This window comes from Geobacter sulfurreducens PCA, assembly GCF_000007985.2.
Taxonomy (GTDB): Bacteria; Desulfobacterota; Desulfuromonadia; order Geobacterales; family Geobacteraceae; genus Geobacter; species Geobacter sulfurreducens.
The window spans coordinates 2,357,886-2,377,078 of sequence record NC_002939.5 but is presented as its reverse complement, the minus strand read 5'-3'; the positions used below and the strand labels follow the sequence as shown (position 1 = coordinate 2,377,078).

Below are 19,193 nucleotides of genomic sequence, written 5' to 3'. Positions count from 1 at the left end.
ACCCGCAGAGGGATAGTAATTAATTACTTCTTCGTCTCAGTGATCCCAATAGCGCCGGTCATACCAGCGGCCATTGATCTTGATCCGGTTGTTGGCATCGATGGGGACGAAATGATCATAGCTGCCGCCTTCCTTAAGGACGGTACAGCGTCCCGTTCCTCCTTCCACCGTGGGTCCGAAGCCGGATATGTAAAACTGCCACTCTCCGCGAGAACCGTTACGGTAGACTTCACGGTGCTGAACGTAGCCGTTATTGATGATCCGGCGTTCCCAGTTGTCCGATACCTGTTCAATTGGATAACGCATGGCGTTCCTCCTTTTCGATGGTGAAGTGCGCTGTTGCTGGAGGCATCTTGAGCCCGCCGTATTTGAGCCGGTTGACTATCTCCGACTTGAGTTCGTGGCCCCGAAATTTCCAGCACCGCTTGTTTCCAACAAAGGGCTCGATTTCCGTGGATACCTCGTTGAACAGCACTTCGTACCAATCGCGATGGACAAACTCCCGCTGATCGAGAATCCTGGTAAAGACCTGGTAACAATCCGCCTTCGAGCTGCCGATCAGAAACGACGAGTCGGACGACGGTGTGATGTACACCCCCGAATACCCTTCGCCCATCTTCGGTATGACCCGCAGGTGATGGTTGCTCCAGATGTTGATTGATCGGTCTTCTTTTCCGTGGCATTCAAGTGACCCCTTCATGGCAAGAATCTGGGCGAATGCCCGGATCTCCTGAGTGGGGCCGTAGGCGGTGAGGTAGAAGAGATTGCGGGCTCCGGCAACGGAATCATCCAGGATCAGATCCCGGCAGATGACCGTTGCTGAAGCCTTGTCGTTTGAAATGGTAATTTTCATGGGTTCTCCTCGTGTAGTACCGACGGAGAACGCACATATCCCCGAGGGGAATGGCATTCCCCGTCGGGATGTGGGTTGTGATTAGGCAACCAGTTTTTCCCGCAGCAGTTCCAGCAGCGCCGGGGTGAACTGGTCAAGGTTCTTGATGATCCGATGGTTGTCAGGCAGATACTGCTTGATGCTGTTGTCCTGAATACCTATCCCGATCACCTCGATTCCCTCTTCCCTCATCCGCTTGATAGCGGCTTGAGTGACAGGGCCATCGCCGGTGTCGCCATCGGAGAAGGCGATACAGATCTTGCGTGTTTCCCGGCGCAGGCTGAGTTCGCCCCATGCCCACCAAAGTGCATGGCCGAGTCTGGTGCCACCGGAACCGGTAATGTTGAATCTGCTGTGATCAGGCTTTTCCCCGAAGTTGACCATGGGGAAGACGTGATTGTCGTGCCCCTTGAAGGTGGCAATCGCCGTGCGGACACCGGGAATGGAGAAGAGCGCCTCTGCCGCCACGAAGCAGGCGCGGGAGGCGATGCCCATCTTGTTGAGGATGGTGGTGTTGCCCATGCTTCCGGAACTGTCCAGAAGCATACAGACAGCCGTATTGACCGCCCGTTTTTCCTCTTTCCTGGTAAAAACCCGAGTGTCGCAGATACGAAGACGGGTCAGTACACGTGAATCCAGTCGGTGCCCGACGCTAACCGGGGTGGATCGTTTCTGTTTCGATGCCTGGACAAGCCCCTGAAGCCGGGCTCGCAAGGCTGCCGTGTGGACACGAAGCGCGGAAAGATCATCGTATCCGCCGTTTTGGTTCAGTAGTTGGGCAGTTGGCAGCCGTGGTGCTGCTGCGGCTGTCCCGTTGAATGAACTTTCGGTAGCGTTCTGGCAGAGCAGTTCGGCCAGTTTTTCTCCCACGTTCCCGAAGGAGCCGACACTCTTGCCCGACAAAGCTTCCGCTAATGCCTGGCGGACAGATTCCTGGGATGGTGAATCAGACGCCCCGGATTGTCCCTGAGAAGAGTGTCCGGATGATTTATCCTGTCCGGAGCCGGCAGGCTGTGAGGAGATTTGCTGCTTATCCCCGTTCTGTGCCTGTCGACTACCGTTACTGCCGGTTCCATTCTGTTGCCGGGAGTTATCGCTGCCTGTCCCGTCGTTTTGATCTCCGTGACTGCCGGGTTGACTTTGGGAAGGCCGGGATTGCCCGTTTTTCGGTTGTTGGTGTGCGGAGTCACGGATGAGCTTCATCAGTTCATCCCGGAGTGCCGCTGCTTCACGGGTCGATGTAAGTGCCCCGGCACGATCCAGCAGCAACAAAGCCTGGTTGAAGTTTCTCCCCAGAGCCTGCCGGACCAAAGGTTCGGCGCTGTCCCTGGTTTGCCGCAACGAGTCATGACCAAGTACTGCCATGTAGATCACGGCCATGATCCAGGCGAGGATGCTTTGGGATGGATGGGACGGGTCTGGTCTGAATACGCCTTCCTGTTCGACCAGAAGACGGGTCAGCTCGCGGAGGTTGGCGATACAGCCGGGATACTCCTGGCCGATTGCCTGTTCGATTCTCACATCTTCAAGGATGTTGAGCAGATCCCCCGCGAAATCGTCCGTGAGACGTACGGAAAAATCGGTGTACCGGACATGCGCCGCTTCATGATCGATATAACCATGGGCAAGCGCTTCGGCATGGGGGCCTGACACGACCGGGATAGTGATTTCCTTCCCGCTGGTGCAGGCAACCTGTCCGGCAATGGTTATGGTGACATCGTATTTCCGGCCAAGTACTTTGGCGATCAGGGCAAGAGGTCGTGTTTTCATGGCGACTCCTTACCAGAACCAGACAGCCGGCGCTTCAATCTGCTGTACCGGCTGCGGCATGATCGTTACGGTCTTTGGTGGAAGAGGTGCAGATAGTTCCGGTTCGACTTCTGGTTCGGGGAGCGGTTGCAGCATTTCTTCCCGTTCCTCGGTCGTGATGAAACCGGCAATGTCTGACAGCTCGCACAATACTCCGACCAGGCCCATCAGGGTTGCCCCGGTGACCGGTCCGGATCTGGGTACGGTGGCGAGTGCCGCATGTACGTTGGCAACGAGGCCGCTGATCTTGTCAGGGCCAACGAAGGTCAGGCTTGATAGTTTGTCGAGGATTGCCTTCAGTGGGCGAAGAGCCTTCCGGGTAACGGAAGTGCGACCCCGGTACGATTCCTCCCAGGTTGATTTTGCCAGGGCGCCGATTTCATGGATCAGTTGATCCGCGAGACCGCCAACCTGTCGTTCCAGAGGTTGTACCGCTGAAACAGTTTCTCCGGGTGCTTCCACCTTAAAGGCAGTGAAACCGCAGGAGAGCCGTTCGGCGACACGGTTAGCCGGTTCAACGGCACGAGCGACGATCTCAGACCATTCACCGGCTTCGGCGAGCCAGTCCTTGAGATTGTCGTCGTATGCCGACAGGAAATTCGTCTTTGCCGTGGCAAAGCTCTGTTCGACCTGTTCCATCTTCTCCATAAGGGGAGCCAGCTTTTCCTCGGGAATGGCATAGCCACCAAGGAATCTGACTCCTACCTCTTCGCAGGCGCGTTCAGCCTGGCGCTTCAGGGTGGCGAACACCTTGAGGGCATCAGGATCAAAAATGCGCTTTGACCCGAGAGAGGCGAGCTTGTCGGGTGGCAGATTCGCACCCTTCAAATCTTCCGGCCGGAGTTTCTTCTTGCCGGACCAGACGGAGAAGCTGAGATGAACCAGGACCAGACCCTGGAGTACTTTGCTAATGGTAGTGTTATTCATGATGTCTCCTTTCGTGGGACTGTAGTTAGTTACCAGAACCATGACTTCGGTCCGTTACCGCCTATGTGCGGTTCGGTTGCCTCCGGTCCCGGCTCTTTTGGTTGTGGGGTAGCAGGTGCGGTTGGCGCCGCAGAAGGTTTCGGCATCAGGTTGTTCCAGACGCCGGGAGTGATGCCGTCGGCGTACTGATACCCGTCGCCCTGAACCTGTTCCGTTTCTTTCTTGTGCATGAGGCGGATGGCTGTCTGATAATCACGGAGGTTCTCACCACCCTTCAGAATGCCGAGGCGCATGGATGCGCCACGACGCCCGTATCCGTACAGGACGTCATAGCCGCCGTCGTTACGTTCGAATACCGCCAGGTGATAGACCTTGTCGTGATTCCTGATCAGATCCTGCAGGTGCAGATCCACGGATGATTTGAGTGCCCGGTATCTGCTCATGGCGACCTCCTGTCCCCGAAGTGACGCTGCAATACAGCGTGCAGGGCGGTTCGGGTATCGGGTTCAGCCCGGAAGCCGAGAGCCCGGTCGAAGGCCTTGGTAAGTGTTTCGCCGTTGGACATTCCCTGGCTGGCCGCGGCCCGTCCCTGGAAGGCGGTGATGCGTGCCCACCGGGTCAGGGTGCGGGTCGAGAGGGTGACTTCCGTCTCCCCTTTGACAAACAGGGCTCTGATCTCGTTAGCGATTGCCACCATGCGGTCTCTGATGTCGCTGCCGACGGATGGCGCCACTTCGGTCAGGATTTTCTTTTCAATGTCCTGGTCGGGATAACCGACCTCGATCATGTAGAAGCGGTCGAGGAAAGCCAGGTTCTGCCGCAGTATCCCCTGGTAGAGGCCTGTAGCGTCACCGGCTCCATTTGAGTTGGCGGTGGCGATGAAACGGAAGTCCGGATGAGCCGTTACCACTTCTCCCGTTTCCGGAATAGTGATGGGGCGGCCTTCGGCAATACCGTTCAGTCCCGCAGCAGTGGAAGGATCGAGCAGATCGATTTCATCGATCAGAAACCAGCCACCTTCCTTCATGGCAATGATGAGCGGCCCATGCACAAAATCCATTCCTCCGCCGGCATTGAGCCGATAGCCGCCGATCAGTTCCGGAGTTTCCAGCCGGGAGTGGGCGACGACATTCCAGAGGGGGATGTTGAGCCGTGCGGCAACCTCAATGATGACAGAGGATTTCCCGCAGCCGGTCGGGCCGGTGAGATAGAGTGAGCGTTCACCGAGGAGATACCAGGTGAACAGGTCGGACAGGGTTGACTGCCGGAAAATGTACTGGAGATCCTGTTGGGGAACCGCCGGATGTCCCGGTGTTCTTCCCTTGATGGTGACGGATTTGGGCGCGTCGATATTGAACGTGCTTCTGATTTCGTAGTTCATGTCTGCCTCCTGTGCAGTGTGTGGTAACCGGACAGGGAGACAGACTCCCCTGCAGGGATGTCGTGCTCTCCCTGCCAGGTGTCGATGGGTAGTGTGTGTCAGTTGAATTCGTGGGCGCTTACGGCGTTTGCCTCTGCAAGAGCCGCTTCCTCAATCAAGTCGTTCAGATCCCGTCCGGTATCAAGATGTACAAGTACCAGGCGGATTGATTCGGCAACGCAGTTGAGACAGGTATTGCTCCCCAGATGACAGCCGATACCGCTCAATGCTTTGACAGCATCGGTTGCTTCAAGTCCCGAACGGAGACCGTACGAGACCAGCCGGGCAATGCCGTCGGCCATGGCGGAACCGCACCCTCCGGCTTTGCCAAAGCGCACGAATATTTCCATGGGAACAGCGGTGCCCGGAGAGAGTGTTACCGTAGTGTAGATTTTGCCGCATGACGACCGGCGTTCGATGGTGAAACCGGTAACAGCCTTTGGCCGTGGAATCTTTGGGCTCATAATGGCCTCCTTGTTCCGGCAGTGTGCTGCCGTGTGATTGCTATGCTGAGGGAGGGACTTTCCAGGCAGTGATGATCCTGGGTGAACCGTTGACCAGTCGGGCAACGACAAGTACCCCTTTGTACCTGAATCTGAGCGGCTTCTCGTTGAGGAGCGGCAGAAGGTGACGGACACCTTCGACGGCCTCAAGCGGAATGTCGCGCTCCAGGAAGCGGTTTGCCCCATGCAGTGACAGGTTGACCTCTTCCATGGCGACAGCAGGAAGATGTATTTCATCTCCTGAGCAGATAATGTTGCCCGGTCCATTCATCCTCGTACCTCCTCCCAGCCCTTTGGATAAACCTGGGGTTCCGGTGGAGTTGCAGCGGCAAACATGAACACGAAGAGCATTACAGCTATGAGGATCAGCGACGCTATGGTCTGAAGAGCCTCCTTCAGATCTTCGAATCTGTTCTCGCGGGTGAAGGACTTGAGGTCAGGCGGTAACGTGCCGGTACGATAGATTTTCATCGATAATCTCCTTTCAATGGGGGCGCACGCCTCCATGAATGGAGAGTTCCCATGGGGAGCGTGATGCCCCCTGGTGGGGTTGGTTCAAGCCGCTTGAGCTGCGAGCGGCGTGAATGGCTTGATTTCAAGTTTGACGTAACCTGACTTCGGTTTCGTTACCTGATCGTATATATCTGGATAGTTTCTCTTGAGCTTGTAGCTGTCGATGGTTGTCGAATCAGCCACTGAGGTGACATTGATCAGTATTCCGTCCGAAGCCCCTTTGAACGTGCCATCCGCAAAGGTGAGAATGTCGTTCTTCAGGACGTCCAGTCGGTTTTCGAGAGCCTTCTTTTGTTCATTCAGCTCCAGATACTTCCTGCCGGTATCAAGTATCTCCCGGGGGAGATCCAGGGCGACGGCATGGGAAGGACAGCCGGTGCGAAACGGACAGTAACCGCAGAGAATACCTGGTTCGGTTCGGGGAGCGCACTCGCCTCGCGCTGCTGCAAGGATATGCTTTCCCTTTTCCACAAGCTGGTCGAATACCAGTCTGTTGGGTGTATAGCTGTTGAACTCATGGTACGATCCCGCATTGAGGTCCACCACCAGGATCGAACCACCGATTTCCACTGCCGGATCAAGGGTGAGTTGCAGCAGGCCCATCTGGACATGCAGTTGATCCACCCATGATGCGTAGGGTTCGTCGGGGATGCCGTCGGTCGACTTCATCTCCACGATGTGCAGCCGTTTGGTCTGCCGGTTTGCATAGAACAGGAAGTCGATGTGACACCTGATCTCAGGTATAGCCGGATGCCGCACTTCGACTTCTTCTTCGAAGAGAGCGCCACCGGTCCTGAAGAAATCGGCATACATGGCTTGCGCGGCGTGGCCACGGGAAAAACGAAGGAGTGTTTTGATGTCGTGACCGGTCGGGTTTTGTTTGCCGAGTGCCGCTTTGCGTGGACAGCCGGCAATATCGGATGCTCCGACGTACAAGGTTCGGTCACCGAGGTGTGAGGATTGTTTCTGCTGATGGGTCGGAATAGCCCGTCCCAGAAATGCAGCGAGTTTGCTCATGGCTGTCTCCTTTTCAGATCAGAAACGGTAAGGTTCCAACTGCGGTGAGCAGGGAACCGAAAATAACGCCGGCAATGATCCTGGTGACATCGATGCTGATTTGTCGCTCCTTGACGGGCGCATAGACCGGCACCTGGCAGCCTTTGATTGTTACGTGCTTGATGATGTGGGTAGTCATGATCTTGTCTCCTTGTCTGTGGGTTGTACCCGGCAGAAGAGACAAGACACCCCCGGTAGGGAGAAAGTCGTTGTCTCCCTGCTGAGGTAGGTTGTGAGTGGAGTTCAGTCTGGAACGTCAGGCACTACCGGTACTGCCAGCATTTGCCTTTGCCGTCCCATTTGAATCCGTGGTCTTTCAGCCATTGGCGGGCTGAGGTGTCGTTGAAGTCCGGGAAGGCGGAGATCTCCGATTCGTCTGCGGAGAGTTCCATCCTGATCCCTTTGGCGGTCAGATACCCGATGATCTCGGAAGTCGAAACAGGTTCGGCTTCGTTGGATGATGGGGCACTGTCCGGTTTGGCAGTTTGTGAAGTCCCGGAGGTAGTGCTGGTGTTGCCGGCACTGTTTCCTCCGTTGTGTTCCGTCTGTCCGTAAAGGTCAGGATCTTCCTCAATGTCCTGGGTGAATATGTCCGAAGCAGCGGTTGAGGTAAGTACTGCATCCACCAAGCCCCGCTTCTTGGCCATTTTCAGGCAGGTGTTGTAGAAATCGGCAGGATTGTCGTGTTCGACTTTTTCTCCCTGCCTGGCAATTTTCCAGTTGCCGCTGTCATCCTTTTTTGCGCTGAAGCCGCGTCCACCAATGATCTCTTGCGCCTTTGCCGGGTTCTCCTTGCGAATATCCCAGTATTCCTTCGGTACCGGTTTATTCGTCAGTTCAACTGGCCCGACACGGAAACGATACTTGCTTTCCATGGTCGAGCATGAACCGACACCGGTACCAAGACGCTGGCCTGCAGGTGAGTAGAGCGTCACCTTGATGCGATACTCACGATGGCCGAGATGCATATCGATGGTTTCCACCTCCACGTCGTTCGCCAGTCTGAAGGTAAGCATGAGCTTTTCGGCGCCCGGTTTGAGAAGAACTGCTTTGTCTCCGCAGCCGGGAATGGTGCCGTAGTGCTCGCCTGATTTCATGACGTCACGCATGACGTACTGGATCAGGTTTACCTGGGCCTTCAGTTCACTGATGTTGACGGCGTGGTGAGTTAGGGATGATGCGGTGGGACTGATGGGAATGATTTGAGCTGGTGCGTTCATCTGTCTGTCTCCTTTTCTGTGGGTTGTGTCCGACAGAGAAGACAGACCAATCCCTTTGGGGATTTGGTAATGTCTCCCCGTGGGACTGTTGGTTGTGGTTGCTTGTTACCTAGAACGGATCGGTGTCATCGTGCGGAATGTCCTCATGTGCCTGGCTGTTTGATGGCTGGTCGTCACTCCCGTCAGGAATGCTGCCATTTTTACTACCAAGCATAAGAAGCTTGTCGCCGATGATCTCGGTTGTGTAGCGATCTTTACCGTCCCGATCTTGCCATTTGCGGGTCTTGAGTTTACCGTCGAGGTAGACACTTTTCCCTTTCGACAAATACTCGCCAGCTACTTCTGCGAGACGTGCGTAGAGGACGATGTTGTGCCACTCGGTGCGGGTTTCCCATTCGCCGCTCTTGTTCTTGACCTTCTCACTGGTCGCGAGTGAAAAACTTGCGACAGCGGTGCCTCCTGGTGTGTACCTGATTTCAGGGTCACGTCCCAGGTTGCCGATGAGTTCCACGCGATTCAGACTTGCCATACTGCCTCCTTGTTGGTTTTCCCGAAGCAAGGAGACTTTTGTCCGTCCCGGTGGGGAGAGAACAGATCGTCTCCCGGTCGGGATGTGGTGAAAGTACCCGCCGCTTACAAGGCTTGTCGCGGATGTCGAGCAACAAAAAACCCACTCCAGCTAAGCCGGAACGGGTCATTATTTTGCGGGAATTGTGTGTGCTCCGGAAATTGGACGCACTGCTGCTTGGATTTACGTCGCTTTACCCAAACGACTGCTCGGTTGGCAAACATGCCTCCGAATCTCATCCGGACAGGGGCAACAGCAGCCTGATCTATCCGGGAATTTCATCCCTGCCGGGGCGATTCTTCCTCGGGCTTTCCGAAGAAGTTTGTCCGGAAGCGCTATGGCTTGCGGAGTCTCTTTCTCTGAAAGAGTCTAAAATATACGAGTTTCATAGCAGACCATAACTTCATGTGTCAATGTCAAAATGTATTGCTAATATGCCGGAATAGCGCTGAAATACTTTGAAACAAATTTGGCGATAAAGTGATTTTCGAGATTCTGGTCATTTGCTATCGATATGCTAAAGATAAGGGGATTGCATCCGAAAAGTAATTGCTGTACGGGTGAACTTATTTTGGCTGGAGGCCGCATGAGGTTTTGGCTGATAATATTCTTGCTGACGGTTCCGGCAGTTTGTTCCCTGGCGTCTACCGGCAGCTTGGAACGTCATCAGGTCAGCCCGCAGGATCTGCACCAAGAAGCTTTTGAGCCACTCCCCGGGTTCAATGCCGCCTTGATTGTCACTCCTGGTGATGAGTTTGATAAGATATTGAACATGCCACCGGATAACAGAACTGACTTTACCAGAGTTGACACCCTAAGGATCGGCGAACAGGCTGAACTCCATGTCATATTTACAAATCCACTTATAGATGAGAATAATTTTGCTGATGTGACCTTCGATGTACAAATCATCAAACCCGGAAATATAATAAAGAAATATTCCAGACTGGAAGGAATTACGGGTAAACTTCAGAGATCAAACAGCAACGCTTATTTGGCAAAAGCCTTCATGCGTCTTAAAGCCGACAATTCAGACCCAGTAGGCGAATGGAACATTCTCGTGACCATTCATGACAATAAGCGCAGCACTTCGATTTCTGATTCGGTAATGATCACTTTGGTGAGGTAAGGGACAATTGAGTCCTGTTGGCCCCCTCTATAGTTATGACGGTTTGACGGATATATCTTATTGCGCTTAGAATGTTTATGGTAAACCGTCGATAGTAGCTATTCCAGATATACTCTTTTCGTCCTCAGCTAACATCACCATTTTCGCACGCCGGTTGTTGAACCCTCGTGGCGGCATGTAATCCCGCATCGTTAACGCAATTTACGAACAATCCTCATTGACACGTTGGACAAAAGACAATATCTTTATTGTTGAAAGGTTGCTCAACTATTGAGGTGATACCATGTCCGAATTTGCAACATGCCGAATCAACTTGATCAACGAAGCTAAGGTCATGAGCGCCAAAAAAGCCATGCCTTCAGATGACATTACGAACCGCCTGGCAGAAACATTCAAAGTTTTGGGCGATCCCACCCGACTCAAAATTCTTCTCGCCGTTTCATTGGATGAGCTTTGCGTGTGCGACATCGCCAGTCTTCTCGGGACGACCAAATCCGCAGTCTCCCATCAATTGCGCCTGCTTCGTTCACTGAGAGTGGTCAAATACCGTAAGGATGGCAGAATCGTCTACTATTCGCTTGACGACAGTCATGTGGGGAATCTGCTCAGTGAAGGTCTTGACCACATCACCGCCCAAGGGGGGCACCATGATTCGTAGGATCAGCGCTGCGTTTGCAGGAGGTGCCCTGGGCGCCTTCATCGATAGCTTCAATATCTGGTTTATGGGCAAGGCCGGCATCAGTGATCTGATCGGATTAAGCATGAAACCTGAATTCACGGCACCATGGTTGTATCAACGCATGGTCTGGGGAGGCATCTGGATGTTGCTGCTTATTCTGCCGGTTCTTAACCAGAGGGCTATTCTGCGTGGTTGCCTATTCAGCCTCCTGCCTTCTGCAATGATGCTCTTCCTGGTATTGCCCGGAATGGGCAAAGGGACGTTCGGTTTTGGCTTCGGTACGATTACGCCTGCCGTGGTGATCGGTCTGAACTGTATTTACGGTCTGGTGGCGTCGCTTTGGTATGAACGGGCAATTAGAAACTCAGATGGGATGAAAAATGGATAACAGAAAAGGTGATTCAGAAAATAACCAATCTGGTTGCGGCTGCTCATCTGCTGCCTGCTCATTGACGCCAACCGCTGAAAACAACTGTAGTGGTGAATCCGGGGGGTTAGGAGGGCCTTTGGCTACAGATACCCCTACCTCGATAAGTGGTCAGGGAAAGGCATATTTCCACGTCAAGGGCATCACCTGCCTGGATTGTGCCCAGAAATTCGAAAAGGCAGTCAACGCATTGCCCCGTGTCGTATCGGCGACTCTCAATACAATGTCCGGCAGATTGACGGTTGAAGGGAGTGTTGATCTGGAAGAGATCAGACGCCTGGGGGAGGAAGAAAACTACGTCATCAGCCCGGAATCCAGACAGGATGTCTCAGCGGATGAGCATATCGGAAAACCGGACTGGGAAATGCGGCGAGCGCTCATTTCGGGGATTGCCTTGGCAATTGCCTATGGACTGGAGAGGTTCGGTGGTCCGGCCATTGTTTTCATACCGGTTTATCTGACGGCAATGGTCCTCGGCGGATGGGGGAACTTCCGCAAGGCCGCCCGCTCTCTACCTCGCGGAAATTTCAACATGAGTGTCATGATGAGCGGTGCAATCATCGGCGCCATTGCAATCGGCAAGTATGAAGAAGGCGCATCAGTGGCCTTTCTGTATGCCATATCGGAGATGCTGGAAGCATGGACCATGGACAGGGCACGACGCTCCATCCGTCAACTCATGGATATAGCCCCGAAAGTGGCGTTGGTAAGGCGTGATTCCCGCGAGACGGTGATCCCGGTCGAGGAAATTGTCATTGGCGACGTGATGATAATCCGGCCGGCCGAGAGAATCGCCATGGATGGCATCATTGTCAGAGGTGAGTCGGCAATCAACCAGGCTGCCATTACCGGTGAATCAATGCCTGTGGAAAAGGGCGTTGGAGCAGAGGTCTTTGCCGGAACGCTGAATACCCACGGCTCTCTTGAAGTCAAGGTTACCAAGTTGGTGCAGGATACCACTATCGCCAGGATCATTCATATGGTGGAAGAGGCGCAGACGAGGAGAGCCCCGTCCCAGGCGTTTGTCGATAGATTTGCCGCCATATACACCCCGGTGGTATTGGCACTGGCTGTCGGCATCGTTATCGTTCCGCCGCTCTTTCTCGGGCATGCATGGGTACCGTGGATTTATCGCGGCCTTGCCCTGTTAGTTGTCGCCTGCCCCTGTGCCCTGGTCGTCTCCACGCCGGTTGCCATTGTCAGCGCAATCAGTAACGCTGCCAGACATGGTGTATTGATCAAAGGGGGAATCTATCTGGAAGAGGCTGGTACATTGAGTGCCATTGCCTTCGACAAGACCGGTACGCTCACCAAAGGAAAACCGGTTGTCACCGACATCGTACCCCTCGGAGAAACGGCGGAAGGCGAACTTTTGCAGATGGCGGCCAACCTGGAGGCCCGTTCGGAACACCCGCTTGCAGCTTCTATTGTCAAAGCGGCGAAAGACCGGGGATGCACCATTACCCCGGTGGTTGATTTTACCGCCGTAGCCGGCCAGGGCGCTCAAGGCACGATCAGCGGCAAGATGGTCTATATCGGTAGCCCCAGGCTGTTTTCCGAAAAGAATATTTCCATCGACGAGATCGTCCCGCAGGCTGAACGACTGGAATCAGAAGGTAAAACGGTAATGATCCTCGGCAGTGCGGAGAGGATTGTCGGGATCATCGCCGTTGCCGACGAAGTGAGGAGCGCCAGTGCAGGTGCTATATCCTCCCTGAAGCGTGCCGGCATTCGGCATGCTGTCATGCTGACCGGAGACAATACCGCAACTGCAAAAAATATTGCCGCACAAGTAGGCGTTGATGAATTCCGTGCTGAACTGCTGCCTCAGGACAAACTCACGGCAATCGACGGACTTTTGAAAGAGTACGGCAAGGTGGCCATGGTCGGCGACGGCATTAACGATGCGCCTGCCCTGGCCCTCTCGACAGTCGGCATCGCCATGGGGAGTGCCGGGACCGACACGGCGCTGGAAACTGCGGATATAGCCCTGATGTCGGACGATCTTGCCAAGCTGCCGTTTACCATTCTGCTAAGCCGAAAGGCTCTCGCCATAATCCGGCAAAATATTACCTTTTCGCTTTGCATCAAGGCGGTTGCCATCCTGGCGGTGTTTCCGGGTTGGCTTACCCTGTGGCTGGCAATCCTTGCCGATATGGGGGCGTCGTTACTGGTAACGCTCAACAGCTTGCGACTGTTGCGAGTCAATGACATACACTGAGGATCAACCCAACTAAGCTTGCTTACAAAGGGAGGTCAACATGAAACGTTTTGAAATCACCGTGAAGTCAGAAAAGTCATTTGATCAGGCCGTATCCGCAATTGAAGAGAAAGCGGCAGAAAAAGGGTTTCGTGTTTTGCATACGCACGACGTTGCCAAGACGCTGACGGAAAAAGGGTTCGCCCGTGAGCCGTTGAAGATTGTCGAAATCTGCAATGCCAAGTACGCCAGTCAGGTTCTTGAGAAGGATGTCAGAATCGCCTTGATGCTTCCTTGCCCGATCAGCATTTACGAGCAAAAGGGAGAGACGTTCATCAGCACCATGCTGCCGACGGCCATCGTGGATTTTTTCCCTGAAGCCGGCATAGAGACCCTGGCGTCGGATGTTGAGCGGATTGTGCTTGATATCATCAATCTCGCGAAGTGAGAAGAAAGCTGTCATTGGCAAGGCCCGATTCCCCTCTGTCGGAGCTCATGCACAAGGGATGATCGACATGAATAATTACATTCTCCTTGTGGAGGACGATGCCGGAATTGCAGAAGTTGCTCTGGCCTATCTTGAGAACGCCGGGCTCAAGGTCGTGCACGTGACAACAGGCAGGGATGCGCTGGATAACTCCAGAGCGGAATCTCCACTTTTGGTCGTTCTCGATCTCATGCTCCCGGACCTCAGTGGCGAAGCAGTGTGCCGCGAACTGAAGGAGACTGCCGATATTCCGGTGGTCATCATCACCGCCAAGGCTTCAGAGGAGGAACGTCTGGCCGGGTTCGCCCTGGGAGCCGATGACTATGTCGTCAAGCCGTTTAGTCCACGTGAACTTGTGGCACGCGTACAGGCGGTGCTGAAGCGGGCGGGAAAGAATGCGGATGGAGGAAAGCGGCTCAGTTTCAACAGGGGAGAATTGGTTGTCGATGACCGCAACTATACCGTGACCTGCCGGGGGACTTCCGTAAAATTGACGGCAGTGGAATTCAAGGTGCTCCACACCCTCGCGGCCAGACCGCAGAAAACCTTTACCCGTGAGGAACTGGTAGACAGGGCGATGGGGTATCAGTTCGAAGGCTATGAACGGAATATCGATTCCCACATCAAGAACATCCGGCATAAGCTGAGTGACAGCCCGAAGGCGCCGACATATGTCATAACGGTGTACGGCCTGGGCTACCGCTTCGGTGGCGTACCGGATGTTTAAGAAATTCCTGATCATACTGCTGTTCATGGCCGGCCTGGGGGTGACTTCGGCGGTTCTGCTCCGGGAATTGGTCGTGCGCGATTTCACTCTTCTTGCCGAAGCAGAGCAGGAGGACCGCGTCTCATGGGTCGTCACCGACCTGGAATCCGCCTTTGCCAACCAGAAAGGGTGGGACAAGGCGATGGCGGCGGAAGACTCCATCTGGGCGCTTCAACTCGGCCTGGAAACCCGTCTGGTGGACCTGGACGGCAAAACCGTCATGGAAACTGCCGTAGCGCTGAACTCTTTGCAGCCGGAACAGCGGGCACGTTTCAAACATGGAACTCGCACCGACTCCGCGCCCGGCAAGGGTGACTACCACGCCTATCCTCTGTTTCACCACGGCGAGGAAGTCGGACAACTGGAAGTCAGGTTTCTTCCAGATGAGCGCAACCGTGTCTTCATTGCGCGAACCAACCGGCTCCTCACCTATTCGGCCATCATTCTCGGTATTGCGGCCTGCATCCTGAGCGTCATCTTTGCCCGCCGGTTGAGCCGTCCGATCATCAGGATATCGCAGGCAGCGCACGACATCAGCCAGGGTAATCTGACCGAACGCGTCGCTATATCCGGCAACGATGAGCTGGCTGCCCTTGGCCAGTCGTTCAACCAGATGGCGCACACTCTCCAGGTACAGAACAAACTGCGCAAGCAGATCTGCGCCAACCTTGCCCATGAATTGCGTACCCCGCTGACCGTCATGCGAGGGCAGCTTGAAGGTATTCTGGACGGTGTATTGCCGAATGACACGTCACGCATGAGCCTGCTCCTTGAAGAGAACCAGCGGCTCACTAAGATTGTGGCTTCGATGGAGGAGTTTTTTCAGGCCCAGGCCAGCGCCCTCAGTCTTGCCCCCGTCAATCTGAACGTCAGGCAGATATTCGATAATCTGGCAACATACTTCGAGGCTGCCGCCCGTAACCTTGAGATAGAGTTCAGGGTAGAGACTGACGATGGTGCCACGGTCTATGCCGACCCCGAACGGCTCTCGCAGATTCTCATCAATCTGATCAGTAATAGTCTCAAGGCAACGGCTCCGGGAGGCGCCATAACGCTTGGTGCCAGGAGGACCCCGGATGGTTGCTCCCTCACAGTAGCCGACACCGGTTGCGGCATCGCCGCAGAAGAACTCCCCCTGATATTCGAGCGGTTCTACCGGGGTAAAGACGGCGGGCTCGGGCTCGGACTCGCCATCGTCAGGGAACTGGCAGATGCGCACGGCGCATCCATCAGCGTCACCAGTAACCAGGCGGTAGGAACAACAATTTCACTGGCGTTTCCCGACAAGGCGGAATCTCCACAATTCTCCACAACCGCTTCATAATTGTCCCACACTCCTTTGTTACGATGAAACCATCGATAGCAATACTTCATCACAAAGGAGAATTATCATGAACAAGGGGATTATTGCAGTAGTAGCAGTTGTCGGGGCGTTAATGGCAAGTTCGGCTGTCTATGCCGGCTGGGGTTGGGGGAATGGCGGTTGGTGTATGACCGGAAACAGCCAGAATGTCAGCACTCAGAAGATGCGCAGTTTCCAGAAGGAATCGTTCAAGGCAAGGGAAAGCCTCATGGACAAGCAACTGGAACTACAGGACGAGTACAGTAAAGATGTCCCGGACGGCAGGAAAATAGCGGCCCTCCGCAAAGAAATCGCCAGCCTCCAGGATCAATTGCAGGCAACGGGCGATAAATACGGCGTTGGCAACTGGGGGACGGGTGGCGGCATGAACTACCGGCAGAGCTCTGGCTACGGTTGCGGCTGCGGCTATTGTAATTGGTAGTAACAGAGATAGCGGGCAGGGTTCAAATCTATCCGTAACTGGTAATTACTTATGATGAGAGGCAAACTATTATTGATGGTCAGCCTGATACTGCTCGCGGGCGCTCTTCTGCACTCGGAAGCTTCAGCGTGCGAACAGTGCGGTTGCAACACGACCTACAACGGCTATTGCAGCAATCAGCGATGGGGGTGGTACGGGGCTCGCAAAAGCGTCTCCTCCCTTGAGGAAGCACGACGCGACCTCACGGAATACTACGCCGACAGAGACGTGCAGGTTGGTAAAATCGTCGAGAAGACAAGCTATTACGAAGCAGTGATTCTAGACCGGAACAAGAAGCCGGTAGACAGGGTAATTATTCATAAGAGAAGCGGACGTATCCGTTCAGTACAATAGCAGTACAATAAGGAGTGACGAGATGAACAAAGTTATGAGTTTAGGTTTTGCTTCAGTGGTGTTGATGGGTGTCTTGGCAGGTTGTGGTGGCGGTGGTGGTGGCGGAAATGGCGTGAGCACCGTCAGCGGTGTCGTAGCAGACGGTTATCTGCGTGGAGCAGAAGTATTCATGGATATGAATGGCAATTATCAGTGGGAGCCAGGTGAACCGAAAGCCATTTCCGGACAGGGTGGCACATACACTCTTGATATTGCTCCGAATCTTGTCGGAAGATACCCTATTATAGTCAGAGCCATCGCTGGCCAGACAGTTGATGAAGATCATCCTTCATCTCCGCTTGCCAATGGTTACGTCCTGACAGCACCTGCCGGATATACCGACTTCATTAGCCCCATGTCAACGCTGATTCAACAGAAACTAGCGGGCAATCCAGGCATGACGATGACTGATGCGATGACCCAACTGCGTAATCAACTCAATTTGCCTGCCGGTGTGAACATGCTTGGCAATTATATCAACGGAGCGCAGGGTGGCCAAGGCAGCGCCAATTATCAGACCATGTACCAGGTGGCGACGCAAATGGCAGCAATAATGGCTCAACAGGCCCCGCTTGTCATAACCGGTACCGGTGTTAACCAGAGTCGCTTTCAAAACATGATGGGGCAGATGAACCTCTATATGCCACAAATAGTCCAGAACGCCACGAGCGGACTTCCTATCACCAGCCCTACCATGACTACTTTCTGTAATCAGATGACTACCTTGCTACAAAATACGGGTACAGGAACCGGATTTGGCAACTACTCGTCAATGTTCAGGAACTACACAAGTCATTCATCATTCTGGACCAACAACGCTGGCACATGGCGGCCTGGCGGCATGATGGGAGGAAACTGGGGGATGATGTAGCGCCAAAAGTCGTCGGAAGCGCAGCGGTCCATCCCTGCTGAGACGGACTGCCTGTCAGTAAGGCACTGAGATCCGGCGTGTCGACAATCTCAGTGCCTTTCCGTTTGCTTGCCAGCAAATAGTGTGGACACCCGGCAGAGACCAGCAGATTGTTCTGAAAAACTCCATGTGTAAGAAATGACCCCGGGATAAACTATCTCAAGGTGGTGACAGACTTCTCCGCTCAGGACCTCGGCCAGTTTAAAACGAGAGTTGGCGCTGCCCTGGAGATGAATTAACATTTTTGGGCCCCCCGGTTTTGCCGGGGGACTCACAATGTCTGACAGGAAGGAACAGGTACCACCACTGCTGTCCCATAGTTTAACTGAATAAAGAGAGGCCCTGAGAGCTACTTGTGATATATTGAGTTCGCCAAAACACCAATATTAACAAGGAGATCAGAGCCGTGGCACATTGTAACACAGTCCTTAACCAAGTTGTCGGTTTTTTCAAGAGACATGAATTTGAATCCCTTGCCCGCAAGCATCACATCGGGCAGAAGTTTCGTTCTTTTAACCGTTGGTCGCAGTTCATGGCGATGATGGTTTGTCAACTTTCCGGCAGAAAAAGTCTGCGGGATATCGTGGAAAACCTCAAGGCCCAAGGCCACAAGCTCTATCATCTGGGCATGAAGACGGTTTCCCGTACCACCTTGGCCAGAGTGAACGATGAACAGCCGCATGAGTTGTACAAAGAGCTCTTTTACAAAATGCTGCATCGATGCAAGGCAGTTGCACCCAGTCATCGCTTCAAGATCGATGAAAAAGTCTATCTGCTGGATGCCACCACCATCAATCTCTGTCTGGAGGCGTTCCCTTGGGCCACCTACCGGCAGAAGAAGGGTGCCATAAAGATGCATGTCGGTCTTGATGCTGACGGCTATCTGCCTGAGTTCATCGATGTGACCGAAGGCAAGAAGCACGAGATGTCCTGGGCCAGGATGCTACAACTGCCTGCCGGTTCACTGGCCGTCTTTGACCGGGGCTTCACCGATTACGACTGGTGGCAGCAACTAACGACCAACGGCATCTTCTTCGTAACCCGGCTGAAAGAGAACGCCTTGGTGGAATACTTCAAGAAGCGTCCCGGCAGGAAAGCAACGGGCGTCATTCTTGACCAGGAGATTCGGCTCAAAGGGATGAAGGACAAACTGCGGCTTGTCCAGTTCATCGCCGATGACGGCAACGATTACCGCTTCGTGACCAATGCGCATCACCTGAAAGCAGCAATCGTGGCGGATCTCTACAAAGAGCGCTGGAAGATCGAACTGTTCTTCAAGTGGATCAAACAGAACCTGAAGATCAAGACCTTCCTCGGCACCTCGGAGAATGCCGTACTCACACAGATCTGGATTGCCCTGTGCGTGTATCTGGTACTGGCATACTTGACGTTTCTGTCAAAGATCGGATCGTCGATGCAGCAGATATTACGGTTATTTGTAGCGCGCCCGGTACCCTGGACACAAGATAAG

Annotated in this window: 23 protein-coding genes and 1 pseudogene; 11 read left to right on the top strand and 13 right to left on the bottom strand. The window is 54.0% G+C overall.

What is annotated here, in order from left to right:
* Positions 1-36 precede the first annotated feature (36 nt).
* From GS_RS10865 to GS_RS10810, 13 genes are all read right to left on the bottom strand, one after another.
* Positions 37-306, bottom strand: a complete 270-nt coding sequence (locus GS_RS10865; RefSeq protein WP_010942808.1) for a hypothetical protein — start codon at positions 304-306, stop codon at positions 37-39.
* Positions 290-853 (bottom strand): hypothetical protein, encoded by a 564-nt coding sequence (locus GS_RS10860; protein WP_010942807.1) that lies wholly within the window; start codon positions 851-853, stop codon positions 290-292. The genes GS_RS10865 and GS_RS10860 overlap by 17 nt, the downstream gene beginning before the upstream one ends.
* A gap of 81 nt (positions 854-934) precedes the next feature.
* Positions 935-2,662, bottom strand: coding sequence for a VWA domain-containing protein (locus GS_RS10855; RefSeq protein WP_010942806.1), 1,728 nt, complete (start codon positions 2,660-2,662; stop codon positions 935-937).
* Between the two features lie 9 nt (positions 2,663-2,671).
* Positions 2,672-3,628 (bottom strand): DUF3150 domain-containing protein, encoded by a 957-nt coding sequence (locus GS_RS10850; protein WP_010942805.1) that lies wholly within the window; start codon positions 3,626-3,628, stop codon positions 2,672-2,674.
* A gap of 29 nt (positions 3,629-3,657) precedes the next feature.
* On the bottom strand, positions 3,658-4,071 hold the full coding sequence (locus GS_RS10845) for a hypothetical protein (RefSeq protein WP_010942804.1): 414 nt from the start codon (positions 4,069-4,071) through the stop codon (positions 3,658-3,660).
* Complete coding sequence (locus tag GS_RS10840; RefSeq protein WP_010942803.1) at positions 4,068-5,009, bottom strand: AAA family ATPase; 942 nt, start codon at positions 5,007-5,009, stop codon at positions 4,068-4,070. Before GS_RS10840 ends, GS_RS10845 begins: the two co-directional genes overlap by 4 nt.
* Positions 5,010-5,107: 98 nt before the next feature.
* The gene (locus GS_RS10835; protein WP_010942802.1) at positions 5,108-5,512 is read right to left on the bottom strand and encodes a TSCPD domain-containing protein; all 405 of its coding nucleotides are present in this window, start codon (positions 5,510-5,512) and stop codon (positions 5,108-5,110) included.
* Between the two features lie 40 nt (positions 5,513-5,552).
* Complete coding sequence (locus tag GS_RS10830; protein ID WP_010942801.1) at positions 5,553-5,822, bottom strand: hypothetical protein; 270 nt, start codon at positions 5,820-5,822, stop codon at positions 5,553-5,555.
* Entirely contained in the window at positions 5,819-6,022 is a 204-nt protein-coding gene (locus tag GS_RS10825) for a hypothetical protein (protein WP_010942800.1), read from the bottom strand. The genes GS_RS10830 and GS_RS10825 overlap by 4 nt, the downstream gene beginning before the upstream one ends.
* A gap of 84 nt (positions 6,023-6,106) precedes the next feature.
* Positions 6,107-7,081 (bottom strand): PD-(D/E)XK nuclease family protein, encoded by a 975-nt coding sequence (locus tag GS_RS10820; RefSeq protein WP_010942799.1) that lies wholly within the window; start codon positions 7,079-7,081, stop codon positions 6,107-6,109.
* 13 nt (positions 7,082-7,094) lie between these two features.
* On the bottom strand, positions 7,095-7,259 hold the full coding sequence (locus tag GS_RS17435; RefSeq protein ID WP_010942798.1) for a hypothetical protein: 165 nt from the start codon (positions 7,257-7,259) through the stop codon (positions 7,095-7,097).
* Between the two features lie 124 nt (positions 7,260-7,383).
* Positions 7,384-8,340 (bottom strand): hypothetical protein, encoded by a 957-nt coding sequence (locus tag GS_RS10815; protein ID WP_010942797.1) that lies wholly within the window; start codon positions 8,338-8,340, stop codon positions 7,384-7,386.
* 109 nt (positions 8,341-8,449) lie between these two features.
* The gene (locus tag GS_RS10810) at positions 8,450-8,869 is read right to left on the bottom strand and encodes a single-stranded DNA-binding protein (protein ID WP_010942796.1); all 420 of its coding nucleotides are present in this window, start codon (positions 8,867-8,869) and stop codon (positions 8,450-8,452) included.
* A 122-nt stretch (positions 8,870-8,991) separates the two neighbouring features.
* On the opposite strand from GS_RS10810, the gene GS_RS10805 reads away from it, so the two are divergent.
* The 11 genes and pseudogenes from GS_RS10805 to GS_RS10755 form a co-directional block, all read left to right on the top strand.
* Complete coding sequence (locus GS_RS10805) at positions 8,992-9,309, top strand: hypothetical protein (protein ID WP_010942795.1); 318 nt, start codon at positions 8,992-8,994, stop codon at positions 9,307-9,309.
* Positions 9,310-9,494: 185 nt separating this feature from the next.
* Complete coding sequence (locus GS_RS10800; RefSeq protein ID WP_164930446.1) at positions 9,495-10,037, top strand: hypothetical protein; 543 nt, start codon at positions 9,495-9,497, stop codon at positions 10,035-10,037.
* Positions 10,038-10,320: 283 nt separating this feature from the next.
* Positions 10,321-10,695 carry an ArsR/SmtB family transcription factor gene (locus GS_RS10795; RefSeq protein WP_010942793.1) on the top strand — a complete coding sequence of 125 codons (375 nt, stop codon included), beginning with the start codon at positions 10,321-10,323 and terminating at the stop codon, positions 10,693-10,695.
* A complete protein-coding gene (locus GS_RS10790; RefSeq protein WP_010942792.1) occupies positions 10,685-11,104 on the top strand; it encodes a hypothetical protein in 420 nt (139 codons plus the stop codon). The genes GS_RS10795 and GS_RS10790 overlap by 11 nt, the downstream gene beginning before the upstream one ends.
* 118 nt (positions 11,105-11,222) lie before the next feature.
* Entirely contained in the window at positions 11,223-13,364 is a 2,142-nt protein-coding gene (locus GS_RS10785; protein ID WP_010942791.1) for a heavy metal translocating P-type ATPase, read from the top strand.
* Between the two features lie 40 nt (positions 13,365-13,404).
* The gene (locus tag GS_RS10780) at positions 13,405-13,791 is read left to right on the top strand and encodes a DUF302 domain-containing protein (protein WP_010942790.1); all 387 of its coding nucleotides are present in this window, start codon (positions 13,405-13,407) and stop codon (positions 13,789-13,791) included.
* Positions 13,792-13,849: 58 nt separating this feature from the next.
* Positions 13,850-14,557, top strand: a complete 708-nt coding sequence (locus tag GS_RS10775; RefSeq protein WP_235044874.1) for a response regulator transcription factor — start codon at positions 13,850-13,852, stop codon at positions 14,555-14,557.
* The gene (locus GS_RS10770) at positions 14,550-15,920 is read left to right on the top strand and encodes a sensor histidine kinase (RefSeq protein ID WP_010942788.1); all 1,371 of its coding nucleotides are present in this window, start codon (positions 14,550-14,552) and stop codon (positions 15,918-15,920) included. Before GS_RS10775 ends, GS_RS10770 begins: the two co-directional genes overlap by 8 nt.
* A gap of 67 nt (positions 15,921-15,987) precedes the next feature.
* Entirely contained in the window at positions 15,988-16,380 is a 393-nt protein-coding gene (locus GS_RS10765; RefSeq protein WP_010942787.1) for a hypothetical protein, read from the top strand.
* Positions 16,381-16,795: 415 nt separating this feature from the next.
* On the top strand, positions 16,796-17,683 hold the full coding sequence (locus tag GS_RS10760; RefSeq protein ID WP_010942785.1) for a lipoprotein: 888 nt from the start codon (positions 16,796-16,798) through the stop codon (positions 17,681-17,683).
* Positions 17,684-18,128: 445 nt separating this feature from the next.
* Positions 18,129-19,157, top strand: a pseudogene (locus tag GS_RS10755) (IS4-like element ISGsu1 family transposase); the annotation flags it as partial.
* Between the last annotated feature and the right edge of the window lie 36 nt (positions 19,158-19,193).